This is a genomic window from Streptomyces sp. H27-H1 (assembly GCF_026627445.1).
Classification (GTDB): domain Bacteria; phylum Actinomycetota; class Actinomycetes; order Streptomycetales; family Streptomycetaceae; genus Streptomyces.
The window spans coordinates 1-12,146 of the sequence record NZ_JAPNLJ010000091.1 but is presented as its reverse complement, the minus strand read 5'-3'; the positions used below and the strand labels follow the sequence as shown (position 1 = coordinate 12,146).

The 12,146-nt window shown below is 66.7% G+C and carries 11 protein-coding genes and 4 pseudogenes; 6 read left to right on the top strand and 9 right to left on the bottom strand.

The genetic code is table 11. From position 1 onward, the window contains the following. Nucleotides 1–122 precede the first annotated feature (122 nt). Nucleotides 123–413: pseudogene (locus OTB20_RS40815) on the top strand (integrase core domain-containing protein); the annotation flags it as partial. On the opposite strand, the gene OTB20_RS40810 reads toward OTB20_RS40815, so the two are convergent. Then, a complete protein-coding gene (locus tag OTB20_RS40810; RefSeq protein WP_267824972.1) occupies nt 356–841 on the bottom strand; it encodes a helix-turn-helix domain-containing protein in 486 nt (161 codons plus the stop codon). The pseudogene OTB20_RS40815 and the gene OTB20_RS40810 sit on opposite strands and share 58 nt — an antisense overlap. Before the next feature lie 123 nt (nt 842–964). After that, entirely contained in the window at nt 965–1,774 is an 810-nt protein-coding gene (locus tag OTB20_RS40805; RefSeq protein ID WP_267824971.1) for a hypothetical protein, read from the bottom strand. Between the two features lie 246 nt (nt 1,775–2,020). On the opposite strand from OTB20_RS40805, the gene OTB20_RS40800 reads away from it, so the two are divergent. Further along, complete coding sequence (locus OTB20_RS40800) at nt 2,021–2,173, top strand: hypothetical protein (RefSeq protein WP_267824973.1); 153 nt, start codon at nt 2,021–2,023, stop codon at nt 2,171–2,173. Nucleotides 2,174–2,355: 182 nt separating this feature from the next. Continuing rightward, the gene (locus tag OTB20_RS40795; RefSeq protein WP_267824970.1) at nt 2,356–3,240 is read left to right on the top strand and encodes a S1 family peptidase; all 885 of its coding nucleotides are present in this window, start codon (nt 2,356–2,358) and stop codon (nt 3,238–3,240) included. Between the two features lie 187 nt (nt 3,241–3,427). On the opposite strand, the gene OTB20_RS40790 is transcribed toward OTB20_RS40795, so the two are convergent. Continuing rightward, on the bottom strand, nt 3,428–3,550 hold the full coding sequence (locus OTB20_RS40790; RefSeq protein WP_267824969.1) for a hypothetical protein: 123 nt from the start codon (nt 3,548–3,550) through the stop codon (nt 3,428–3,430). A gap of 36 nt (nt 3,551–3,586) precedes the next feature. Between OTB20_RS40790 and OTB20_RS40785 the strand changes: the two genes are divergently transcribed. After that, nucleotides 3,587–4,036, top strand: a complete 450-nt coding sequence (locus OTB20_RS40785) for a hypothetical protein (RefSeq protein ID WP_267824968.1) — start codon at nt 3,587–3,589, stop codon at nt 4,034–4,036. Between the two features lie 1,223 nt (nt 4,037–5,259). Here the strand turns inward: OTB20_RS40785 and OTB20_RS40780 are convergent. Together OTB20_RS40780 and OTB20_RS40775 are read right to left on the bottom strand one after the other, a co-directional pair. Then, the gene (locus OTB20_RS40780; protein WP_267824967.1) at nt 5,260–5,502 is read right to left on the bottom strand and encodes a type II toxin-antitoxin system RelE family toxin; all 243 of its coding nucleotides are present in this window, start codon (nt 5,500–5,502) and stop codon (nt 5,260–5,262) included. Next, the gene (locus tag OTB20_RS40775) at nt 5,499–5,780 is read right to left on the bottom strand and encodes a hypothetical protein (protein ID WP_267824966.1); all 282 of its coding nucleotides are present in this window, start codon (nt 5,778–5,780) and stop codon (nt 5,499–5,501) included. Before OTB20_RS40775 ends, OTB20_RS40780 begins: the two co-directional genes overlap by 4 nt. A gap of 161 nt (nt 5,781–5,941) precedes the next feature. Between OTB20_RS40775 and OTB20_RS40770 the strand changes: the two are divergent. After that, nucleotides 5,942–7,137: pseudogene (locus OTB20_RS40770) on the top strand (IS3 family transposase). A gap of 220 nt (nt 7,138–7,357) precedes the next feature. Here the strand turns inward: OTB20_RS40770 and OTB20_RS40765 are convergent. Together OTB20_RS40765 and OTB20_RS40760 are read right to left on the bottom strand one after the other, a co-directional pair. Then, entirely contained in the window at nt 7,358–7,645 is a 288-nt protein-coding gene (locus tag OTB20_RS40765; RefSeq protein ID WP_267824965.1) for a helix-turn-helix domain-containing protein, read from the bottom strand. 619 nt (nt 7,646–8,264) lie between these two features. Continuing rightward, a pseudogene (locus OTB20_RS40760) lies at nt 8,265–9,170 on the bottom strand (IS3 family transposase); the annotation flags it as partial. 63 nt (nt 9,171–9,233) lie between these two features. Here OTB20_RS40760 and OTB20_RS40755 point away from each other — a divergent pair. After that, nucleotides 9,234–9,866 (top strand): annotated as a pseudogene (locus OTB20_RS40755) (ISAzo13 family transposase); the annotation flags it as partial. 37 nt (nt 9,867–9,903) lie between these two features. Here OTB20_RS40755 and OTB20_RS40750 read toward each other — a convergent pair. Then, nucleotides 9,904–11,007, bottom strand: coding sequence for an ISAs1 family transposase (locus tag OTB20_RS40750; RefSeq protein WP_420716610.1), 1,104 nt, complete (start codon nt 11,005–11,007; stop codon nt 9,904–9,906). Nucleotides 11,008–11,157: 150 nt separating this feature from the next. Beyond that, nucleotides 11,158–11,703 (bottom strand): hypothetical protein, encoded by a 546-nt coding sequence (locus OTB20_RS40745; protein WP_267824963.1) that lies wholly within the window; start codon nt 11,701–11,703, stop codon nt 11,158–11,160. Between the last annotated feature and the right edge of the window lie 443 nt (nt 11,704–12,146).

The window sequence follows — 12,146 nt, the reverse complement described above, 5'->3', positions numbered from 1 at the left end:
CGTCGCCCTGGCGATCAATAACCGGCCCCGCAAGATCCTCGGCTGGAAGACCCCGGCCGAGGTCTTCGAAGAGCAGCTACGCTCAATACAACAGCCCGGTGTTGCAACGACCGGTTGAACTCGCCCAGTACACTTCCCAGGAGTTCAGAGACCGTCTCCGCGTCCTGGGTATCACACCGTCGGTCGGCCGCACCGGCGTATGCTGGGACAATGCGATGGCCGAATCATTCTTCGGCGCTATGAAGAACGAGCTCGTCTACCGCACCGCGTTCCCCACACGCGAACACGCCCGACGGGCCATCGCCCGCTATATCGAAATCTTCTACAACCGCAAGCGGCTCCACTCCGGACTCGGCTACAAGACCCCGTCAGAGGTCCAAGCCGAATACGAAGCCATGCAACTCGCGGCATAGAAGACACCTATAAATGGTGTCCGAAAAACGCGGGGCCCCTCACTGCGGCCGACGGCCGGCCTGCGGACACGGATCTCGGTGCCGTCGATGATCCCGGTCTGTCCGCTGGTGCCGAGATGATCGATGACCTCGGCGAGAGTGCGGAGCCGGATACCGGCGGCGATGGTGCAGCCGCGTTCAGCCAGGAGGGGGCGCACCTCGCCGATGGCGCGCGTGATCGTGGAGCGGTCGACATCAAACCAGCAGGCCAGCACATCGTGAGTGACACCGTGGCGAAGGTGAACGAGCGTGGCCAGGAGCCGGTCGATGAAGACCAGACGGTGCTTCGCGCCGGCGCCGACGGCCCGCTTCCGCGGCCTGGACTCCAGTCTTGTCTGGTGCCGTTCGTGCCACAACGGAACTACTTCGGCGATGAGTTCGGCGATCACATCGGCCGACAGCCCTGTGATCCTCTGATCGCTGATGATCGCTGCACGAGCCCCGTTCCCCACCACACGAACATCATCAGGGAGCAAGCCCCGGCGCCGCACCGCCAACCATGCACGAGCTCTTTAGGTGGGCGAGACGAAGTCTCCAGCAATCACCATTCCAGTAAATACCCCTACACCGTCCCAAGCGTTTACCGTCACTTCTACGTTCTGCGGATCGATAACCGTATCGCCGATTAGCTCGTCCGCACCGGTAAGGATCCGATAGGGCTTGTCGAGTAGCATTGAGTTGTTAGTGCCGGGAGGAGTTCCAGTCTCCGGGAGGTGGATCCGCCCCGTAAAGAGCCGACCAGACGTAGAAATGAGCTCCGCGGTGTTGGATCCGTTCACGGAGGCAGAGGTAGCCGTAAGGCTGTCAGGCGGCCCTGCGGTGCACTCTACTGAAACGGTTCCGTGGTTTGTGGTGTCATTGTGATTTCCAACCGCGACAACAACTTGATCCGGCATTTGGGAAGTTCCGCTCCCGGCCGGGCTCTGGAGGAAGCCGGTCCCCGTTTTGATGTAATCCCCAGACCCTGTCTTGGTAAGAACAGGAGGGCGCCCTGTCCAGTACGGGCAGCTCGAGGGGAGGTTGATCGTTACCGGATCGCAATTCTGGAAATTGGTGTTGCATGCAAATCCGTGAATAATGAATTCGGCACTCACGATAGTAGAGGTACCTGGGGATGGAGCTGGCGCGTTCACGCCTCCCGCACCAGGGGGGGCTGAATGGGATTGCGCAATGTCGACATTCTGATTACCGCCAAATGAAACTTGAGTAATATCCCCATTGATGACATTGCCTCCACTGTCAGCCTGGGCCGTTCCAGCGGAGAGAGTCAAGAATGCAACTGAAATACCCAAAGCGATTTTGAACGACTTGCCGATATTCATATAATGCCCCTTCGGTGCGTCATGGGCGGTTTCCCTTTCGGGGGTAGGGCTAGCTTGGCAGGCAACTTCAGGTAGCTCCTCGTCATACTCCGCGACATTCGGAATTTCACTGAAGTGGAGCAGGGATTATTCAGGAAGTGGTGAGGCTGCGGGGCAGGCAGGGCTGAGCCCGGATCCACCGGCTTGACGCCTGTGGATAGTTCTTCCAGAAACGAAAGTGCAACCCCTTGTCCTGTCGCACTCCAGTTGGCGATTCGCAGACCTCGATTTGGGTCGAACTCCGAGCTGCGCGCCCTCGCGGAGGTATACGCGAGCAATGACGCCAAGGTGAAGTTCGTGAAGGACTTCGTCTCAGCGTGGGACAAGGCCATGAACCTCGACCGGTTCGACCTGATCTGATCGCCTACGTCAGGGCCGGCCCGCACGGGTCGGCCCTGACGTGGAGCGCGCGCCGCCCGCGGTCTTGTGCGGGAAGACGGGCTTCCGCATACTCCCCGGAGCGCTTGTCAGGAACACGCCACTCCTGACGGGCCTCACAGGGCCCACCACCCCCGGGCCCCGACGCTCCGAGGAGGAGACCAGTGAGGAACACGCGCACCTCGCCCCGCACTACCCCCACCACCCGACGCACCGCGATCGCGGTCGCAGCCGTCGGCCTGTTGGCCGCCACCATGCTCACCGGGCCGGCCGCCGAGGCGGCTGGCCCCAAGACCTTCGGCGCGGCCGAACTCGCCGCGGTCGACCAGGCGGTGCTCGGCGCGGACGTCGGCGGCACCGCGTGGTACACGGACGCGGCGAGCGGACGGGTCGTGGTCACGGCCGACAGCACCGTGTCCGAGGCCGGCTTCGCGAGGATCCGGAAAGCCGCGGGCGCCAACGCCGGCGCGCTGCGCGTCGAGCGCACTCCCGGGACGTTCACGCGCCTGCTCGGTCCGGGCGACGCCATCTACGGCGGCGGATACCGCTGTTCTGTCGCCTTCAACGCCGTCAGCGGCAGCACCCGCTACTTCCTGACCGCCGGTCACTGCGGCAACGTCGTCAAGTCCTGGTACACCAACTCGGCGCAGAGCACGCTGATCGGCCCCACCGTGGGCTCCAGCTTCCCCGGCAACGACTACGCGCTCGTCCGCTACGACAACGCCGCGATCAGCTCCCCCGGCGGCTTCACCGCCGCCGACGCCTACGTGGGCGAGCCGGTCAAGCGCAGCGGCTCCACCACGGGCACCAAGAGCGGTACCGTCACCGCGCTGGGCGTGACCGTCCACTACAGCGGCGGCGGAACCGTCCGCGGCATGATCCAGACCAACGTCTGCGCCGAGCCCGGGGACTCGGGCGGCGCGCTCTACGACGGCACGAAGGCTCTCGGCATCACCTCCGGCGGCAGCGGCAACTGCTCCGTCGGCGGCACCACCTTCTACCAGCCGGTGCCCGAGGCCCTCACCAAGTACAAGGTCACCCTGTCCTGACCCACGCGCCGCGCGTGGGGCCGCCGTCCGATGACGGGATGGCGGCCCCGTGCGCGGATCTTTCGTACCTCATCTTTTGTCCCTCATCTTTCATACCTCTGAGTGGGGCCACGACATCGTCGGTGGACGCACTCGAATGCCGGGATGGCTTTATTCACGAGCTCTCACCTAAGAGCTCGTAACACGATCATGAGTGGGCCTTCTTGAGTCGTCTCCAGCAGATGAGGCTGCAGGCCAGGGAGACGAAGGCGTCGTGGAGTTCGGTGCGGCGTTCCCAGCGGACAGCAAGCCGTTTGACGATTGGGAGCACAGCGTCTCCTTGCGGGGACTCGCCTCCGCTCTGGGCATGTCGACCGCCGGGGTCGCGGACTCCAACGAGCGTCTTGTGGCCACCGGCTGGCTACGCCGTGTCGGCCAGGGCGGGCCGGGCGAGACGGCGCGCTGGACACTGCTGCACGATCAGAGGCCCACACCCGACCGTGTACGCGGGGGCAGCGTCCACATCGGCGAACCGCGCACCCCGTCGCCGCTCCAGGGCCCCAGGTCACGACAGACCCTGAACGCGCGTCAGCGAGAACTCGCCGACCAACTCCACGACCGGGCCAACAAGCTGCGCGACATGACCTGCGCCGACGAGAACGATCCCGGTCTCAGCGTCACGGACGCGGTGGCGCTGGCTGCGGTCCAGCTCGGACTGGAGCCACCCGTCACCGTCCCGGAACCGCAGGCCGCCACCTTGACCGTGCCGAGCTGCCGCCCCGGGCAGGCTCCATCGCATACGCGATGTGGCGGGTGATGTGTCCGGGTGTGACGCTGATGCGGCGCATCCGGGTTTCGTGATGTGGCGATGCGCCGACGCCTGCCGCATCACAACCACGTCGTGGCCTGCGGTGACGCATCAACCACATCAATCCGGCGCCCCGGGGATTTCGGGGTTCTGGGCGCCAGATGCGGCGATGTGGCGGGGGCTCGTCCGGCGTAGGGCGCGAGAGCCGTGCACGGGTGCACGTGCACCCGTGTGCACGTGGTGAGCTCGGCGGGACGGGGTTACGGGTCGCCGTTGGTCCGGTGCTCCCACCCGCGCTTCGCGCGGGCCCAGCGTCCCGCTGCACGGTGCCGGCGTCAGTCACTCGGACGAGGGGCGCGGAGGTGACGGATCCAGTGGCTGTGCGCGCCGGGCAGTGGGCTCGTCCGCCGGAAGCCGGGGCCACTCTCTGGCCGTGGTGGGTTCGAACGTCTGGCGGAGCCAGGAGAAACCGTCGTGCCGGCACTGGCACGGCGTGAAGGTGACCGCGGTGACCTCCACCCGGTTACCGCCCGGAGGGGCCGGCGCCGAGGGTGCGGCGTCCGTCCGCCCGGGCGGACGGACCAGTGGCGGCCTGGTCGGCCGGGAGTCGTTCGGCGGCGGGGCGGGCGCGCGGTGCGGTGTCTCGCGTGCGGGATGGTTCGGGGCGGGTTCAGGTCCGGTTCCGAGCGCGCGGCGGTTGATTGGTGCTCACCGGTCCAATTCTCGCCGGGGCCGCAACCGGTGGCGTGGTCGGTCGTTGGAGAGCGGGGATCCCCACCGCCCCGGGAGGCTCCATCCGTCCCCCCGGGGCGGGCCCGGGTCCTGACACCTGACGCGCTCCGCCCCGGCCTAACCTGGCACGGGGCGGATGTCGCCGCACGCGGCGGTGTCAGCGTCAGGTGTCAGGACCAGTCATGACTCGACCGGTACGGGTGCCGGTCCGGCCGCGGTTAGGGTCGGCTCCAGCCTGCGCCGGTATGGCGTGCGCGGGTGAGGCCCGGTGCCCAGAGCACTCTGGGGGCAGCAGTACCACCGGGCCGCCCCGACTTCCAGCCTGCGCAGCTGTCGCGGGGGTTGTCGTCAGGGTCGGGCTGTCGGCGCGCATCAGGCCCTGTGGCCTGCGCGGGAACCTGCCGGCCCCCGGGTGTGGGACAGGTGCGACAGGTAGCCGCGGCCACCTGGGTACGGGGCGCCCCGTACCGGTCGGATCAGGTTGCCGTACGGGAACGCGGTCAGTGGGCGATGCGGACCAGGGTGACGGTCATGACGCCGGGGCCGGACACGTAGTAGACGGCGATGGCGGGGCCGATGACGGCCTGGCGGTGGTCGCGGTCACCGCTGATCGCCGAACTGGCGGCGTACGGATCCCGCGCCACGATCGAGAGCCCCTTTTTGAAACCTTCACGGGTCGGGGCGTCCGTCGCGTTCAGGGAGGCCTCGGCGTCCGGGGCGTACGCGATCCGGTACGGGCTCACGCAGCGCCTGCCGCGGGGTCGGCCGGCCGGCCGATGACTTCGCCGCGGCGAAGTCGGTGAAGTACATCCTCATCTTCGGCGGCGGCCGCGGTGGTCGACAGCGCCCAGCCGACGAGCACCAGGTGCAGCTCGTCCGCCGGCGTCGCGCCGATCTCCGCATCGAATCGCTCGCGCTGTCCGGCGGGGAGCGCGGCGCGGATGCCGTCGATGGTGGCGGGGAGTTTGGTCCGCTCGCCGTGCACGTGGGTGGTCCACGTCGCCGTGGTGATGTCGCCCATGCCAGCCTCCCGAGGGGTCACCCGCCACGGTACGCCGCACTGCCAGGGCGCCGGGCCCGATCCGGCGGGACCGGCAAGGGCGGGGCGGACGCGACTGAGCCGCCCCGAAGTTCCCGGACAGCGGTCCCACTACAGTGGGACTGTTCGGAAAGGGAAGTCGGTTGTCGCAGAAGCGTAGAAAGTTCTCTCCTGAGTATCGGGAAGAGGCAGTGAAGATGGTGCTCGAGACGTCACGCCCGGTGGCCCAGGTTGCCCGGGAACTCGGACTTGTCGAAGGCACACTCGGGAATTGGGTCAATGCATACCGGCGGGGCCATGCGGGGGAAGAACCGCCTCTCACCTTGGACGAGCGTGCCAGGCTCCGTGAGCAGGAACGTGAGCTGAGGGAGCTGCGGCAAAAAGTCGCCTTCCTGGAAAAAGTTGCAGCGTACTTCGCAAAGGATCCTCGGTGAGCGACAAGTTCGAGTTCATCGACGCGGAGTACGCCGCAGCCATTTCGAAAACCGAAGACGCCCCGCCTGTTGCGAAGATGTATGCATGGCTCGAAGTGTCCCGCTCTGGATTCTATGAATGGCGCGGCAGGCCGCTTTCGATATCCGCCCGGCGGCGGGATGACCTGAAACTGCTGATAGTTAAATCCTTCGAGGATTCTGACGGCACTTACGGCTACCGGCGAGTCCATGCTGACCTGGCCGCCTGGAGTGTGGCCTGCGGGCCCGAGCTCGTACGAGACCTCATGCGCGGGCTGGACCTGGAGGCATGCCAGCCCAGGCCGTGGCGCCACAGCCTCACCGAGAACGACGGACAAGCCGGCCCGGTCCCCGACCTGGTCAACCGTGACTTCACCGCCGCAGCCCCCGGCCAGAAAATGGTCGGCGACATCACTTACGTTCCGACCTGAGAGGGCTGGATATTCCTTGCGACCGTCATCGACTGCCACACCAAGGCCGTTGCCGGATGGGCGATGGATGACAATCACAAGACCCCGCTCATCGAAACCGCCATCGAGATGGCGGCACGCAACCACACGCTTACGCTTGACGCCGTATTTCATTCCGACCGCGGCAGCAATTACACATCAGATCAGTTCGCCAAGACGCTGCACACGCTCGGAATCCGGCAATCCGTCCGACGGACAGGAATCTGCTACGACAATGCCATGGCCGAATCATTCTTCGCGACACTGAAGAACGAACGCGTCCACCGCACGGTCTACCCCACTCGCGCTCACGCATACCGGGATATCGCCCGCTACATCGAGGTCCGCTACAATACGAAATGCCGCCACTCGAAGCTCGGCTACCGGACCCCGCAAGAGGTCCACGACGAGTACATGAACCAGCAGCTCGCAGCCTGAATTAACTAATAGCCAGCTGTCCGGAAAACGCGGGGCACCTCAGTCGACAGCTTGAATGTCTCGTATCGGTGTGGCTGCAGCCCGAAGGCCCGCCAGATCCATGACACCGTCGACTGCGACAGGCCGGCCTCTTTCGCCATCGACCGTGTCGACCAGTGGGTCGCGTTCTTCGGAGCGGACTCGAGCGTCCTGGCGATCAGAGCCGCGACCTGTTCGTCCGTCACCGACCGCGGACCGCCCGAACGCGGCATGTCGCCCAGGCTGCGATCCGGTGCTCGACGAACCTCGCCCGCCAGCGGCCCACTGCCTGGGGAGTCGAGCCAAGCCGGGCCGCGACGTCCTTGTTGGAGGCGCCTTCGGCACAAGCAAGGATGATCCGGCACCGAAGTGCCCATGCCTGCGGCGTGGAACTGCGCCGCACCCACCCCTCCAGTGCGGCCCGTTCCTCTTCCGACAGCGCCAACTCGGCCTTCGGCCGAGCGTTCCGGCCATGCAACTGGATGGGCATGAAATCAACCCGTATCAGATGATTACCATCGCCCCTCGGAACGATCGGCAGGATCTAAAAGCGGGGTGATTCACACGAAATCGCACGTCCCAGCATTTGGACAAGATGGGGCGATTCGCCCTATCCAGTTACCCGGCCATTACACAACCTCCTGCAACAGAGCCCCGGGCGGACCGACGCCGGCCCTCCCCAGTAACTACCCGCCCGGGACAAGAGCACTGACGGATGGGACTAAAGTCCCGTTCAGGTGGGGTCTTATGACTCGTGGCGTTGAGGGTTGGGATTCGTAAGATCGGCAGTGAGCCGATTGCCTCCTCACGCCTGAGGCTCGAAAACCCCCGTGGTTCGGAGGGGCTGGGAAACCAGCTGTTCTGAGCAGCCCCCAGGACGCCTTCCCCCCGGCCTCCTGGGGGCTTTTGCGTTTCGCGGTCTGCGTCGGCATGAGCTTGCTGGCCGGCGCCCGGTTCAGCCGCTGGTACTGAGCCTTTTCTAACCTGGCTGCGTGGTCGTGGTGTTGGTGGGTGAGGGCTGTACGGAACGACGAAGCTCCTGGTAGACGGGTTCTCGACCAAGATCACCCGTGCCGCCAGGGGGCCTTGACCCCGGATTCTGAACACGTCTATGCGGCTTGGGCCAGGGTAGTTGCTGCTGCTTGGGCGTCGTTTTCGTAGGCGACGGGAGATCGCTGGCCGAGGCGGGAGTGCCGGCGGCGGGTGTTGTATCGGGTCAGCCAGCGGAAGGCGTCGAGCCTGGCCTCACGCTCGCTCGACCAGGCTTTGCGGCCTTTGAGAGTCTCTCTCTTGAAGGCGGCGTTGAAGCTTTCCGCGGCGGCGTTGTCCGCGCTGGATCCGATCGCGCCCATGCTCTGCCGGACCCCTGCTGACCTGCAGAGTTCCGCGAAGGCCCTGCTCGAATATTGAGATCCGTGGTCGGTGTGCATGATCGCTCCGGTCAAGTTCCCACGGGTCCGCTCGGCCGCCGTCAGGGCGTCGGTGACGAGCTCGGTGCGCATGTGGTCGGCGATGGCCCAGCCGGCCAGCCGGCGGGAGGCGAGGTCGATGACGGTCGCGAGATAGAGCGGCTTCGAACCGCTGACCGGCAGATAGGTGATGTCGCCGACGTACTTCATGTCGACCTCGGCCGCAGTGAAGTCACGGCCGATCAGGTCCGGTGCCTTCGCCGCGGCCTGGTCCGCGACGGTTGTGCGGTGCCGGCGGCGCAGACGGACTCCCTCGATTCCGATGGTCCGCATGATCCTGGCGACGCGCTTGTGGTTGACGACCGGGCCGCCCTGATCGCGGAGTTCAGCGGTGATCCTGGGGGCACCGTAAGCGCCGTCGGAGTCCTGGTGGGCCTTGCGTATCCGGGCCGCGAGCCCGTCCTCGACGGTCTGCCGGGCCGCCCTTGTGGCCGCGGCGCGGCGCCAGTAGTAGAAGCTCGAGTGGGAAAGGCCGAGGATGTCGCAGAGCCGCTTCACGCCGTGTCGGCGCTGGTGATCCTCGACGAACTGGCAGCGGTTCAGGAGTCGTAACGGAACAACTAGCAGTTACGGTCCTTCCGGGCCATTGCTAGTGGTATACGGGCTGTTGTGGCGATATCAGAACGGGTCCTGGTGGTACTGGATGTGAAGTTCGCGGCGCTCCTGCCGCATCTCGACGAGCGGCAGCGCCGCCTGTATCTGGCCACCGAGGCTGCGGCGTTGGGGCATGGTGGGGCCAAAGCGGTCGCCCGGCTGGCCGAGGTGTCGGAGTCGACCGTTGCCCGGGGCCGCGCCGAGCTGGCCGACGGGGCGGAACCCCTTGGAAGGGTGCGCCGGGCCGGAGGTGGGCGTAAGTCAGCCACTGAGCGTGACCCCGGCCTGGTCCCGGCGCTGGAGGCCTTGATCGAACCGCGGGAGATCGGAGATCCAGTCTCACCGCTGCGCTGGACCACCGCGTCGCTGCGAGACCTGGCCGGTGAGTTGGCGGCGGCGGGGCACCCGGCCGGTGCTCCTCTGGTCGGCAGGCTGCTGCACCAGATGGGGTTCAGCCTGCAGGGCATGGCCAAGACCAGGGCCGGTGCCCAAGTTCCCGACCGGGACGCACAGTTCCGGCACATCAACACCACCGTCGAACACTTCCTGGCCCAGGGTCTGCCGGTGGTGAGCGTCGATGCGAAGAAGAAGGAGCCGATCGGCGACTTCGCCCGGGCCGGCCGCAGCTGGCGGCCTCAGGGCCGACCCAGGGCTTCGGCGTAGTCGGCGGGCGCCCGTTTTGTGATCATGCGAGGCCGAGGAGTGCAAGGGGTCGGCGGGCGTCGCGTGCGTTGCGACGGAGGCCGGCGGCGATGTTCTTGACGCCGCTCAGCCGGAGGGCGCCGACGGCGAGGTTGCGCCAGGTCGCCATCGCGCGGGGTGCGTTGCCGGTCCGCAGCTGGGAGGCGTCCTCGGCGAAGGTGGTGTCGCGGACGTGGTGCAGGGCCTCAATCTTCCAGTGGTCGCGGATCAGTCTCGCGAGTTGGACGGGGGTGGCCTGCTCGGCGGTCAGACTGGTGACCGCGTAGACGGTCGTGATGGTGGTCTTGCCGGTCTTGCGGTCGGTGCGGCGGCGCTTAATCTGGACGGCCTGGCGGGCGCCGGGGAAGAGCAAGTTGTTCACGGTGGCTACCTTGATCTGGCGGATCTCCGCGCGGCCGTGGCCGGTGCCCCGGGTGCGGCCCTGGAGCGGGATGTCCTTCCAGGGAAGGAACTTCAGCTGCTTGCGCAGCTTCTTCTGGTTGCCCTTGACGATCGCAATGTAATGGGCCCCGCGGCCCAGGAGGTAGGCGGCGTGCTCGCGTTGCGTATGGAGCGCGTCGCTGGTGACCACGGTTGCGGCCAGGTCGGCGATGGTATCGAGCAGCGGCTGGAAGCGGGTAACTTCACCGGTCTTCTCTCCGACGTCGAGCTGGGCCAGGACCAGCCCGGTGGTGTGCTCCACCGCGGCGAGTAGGTGGATCCTCCGCCCCTGGGCCTTCGCCGCACCGCGCAGAGACTTGCCGTCCACGGACAGTCCGCGCAGCCCGGTACTCTCGGGCCGGCGGTCAGCAAGCCATCCGCCCACCGCCCGGTCGAGGGCATCAGCGTCGATACGGGTGAGCAGCCGGCGGACCGTCGCCTCCGAAGGCACCAGCCTCCGGGGCAGTACTGGATCGAGGCGCACGCCGAGTCTCTCCAGCACGTGCGGCGGCACGTCCGCGATCCACTCGCCGACCGCCAGCAGCGAAGTCGCGCCGGTCAGTACCGCGCACGCGGTCAGCGTGAGCGCGACGGCCAGGGTATGGCGCACGCCGCGCGGATCGCGCGGATCCGGCACCTGAGCCAGCCGCTCCAGCAGGCCGGGCACCTCCCCGGGCCCGACGTCGGACTGCTCGCGGAGCCGGTCAAGGGCAGGCGGAATCAGGGATGATGCGTCGGCAGGCACGGTCTTCCAGGCAGGTCACGGGGCGTAAAGCACTCCATGATCACGGGAACCTTCCCTGCATCGTCCCCCGGGTCACAGCAACGCCGCAGCCTCGCCTGCCACCCAGGTCTGCCAGACACGACGGGTGTTCGGCAGGTCAGGGCGGTCAAGGAGCCAGAGCACATACCCGGCATGACACCGGGCCCACGGACTGTCCGAATCGGCTGCCCGATCGAGCCTGCCCCGTAGATCAGCGCTGTCAACAGCCCGGGCGACCCGCACGTATTCGCGATCCTTGCAGCGATACGCCCGGTGGACGACGATCTCGACCAGGTCGGTGAGCTTCGCCTTGATCGCCTCCTCCTGGCGAGCACGGGCCACCTTCCGGATCAGGCTCTGCTTCGTACCCCACGCCTTCGCATGCCGCGTCCACTCCAGCGGGTGCCTCGCCTCCCACTCCAGGAAGAGCAACACATAGGGCAGCCCCGGCCACGCCGCCAGATCCCCGTCCACAGGAACACCCCACACCCCGTCAGGCAGCGAACCCCTCTGGGCTTGCTGATGCCTCCGGCGCGCCTGCAGAAAGGCTGACTCCCGGTACTGCTCGTCCGCTCCCAGGGGCCGCGTCAGCAGCCACATCTCATTGCTCCGGGCGAGCGCGTCCGTGACCTTCCTCTGGGCCTCCGCTAGATGGACGAGCGCTGCACCTCTCGCAGCCGGATCCTCCGCTATAAGTCCGACCGCCCAACCCAATCGCTCAGCCCATGCGCAAGCGTCGTCCGCATCTGTACCTGCCCCTTCAGCCACGCACAGGATCATCTCCTAGCGCAGCCGGTTCGCTCCACCCGACAAGGGCTCCCGGGGCGCAACGGACATGAGCAGGAACCGCCCGCTCTCCCTCTCGCCATCTCATGTGATCACGAAACGGACGCCCGCCGACTACGCCGAAGCCCTGCACCGACAATGCCCTCGAGTGGGCGATGCGGCACCTTCCTCCGGGAGCGCAACGGGACTTGGAACGACCGATCACACACGCATCGATGAGGAATTTGAGCGCCGTACATTGCCCGAGCCCAACTGCC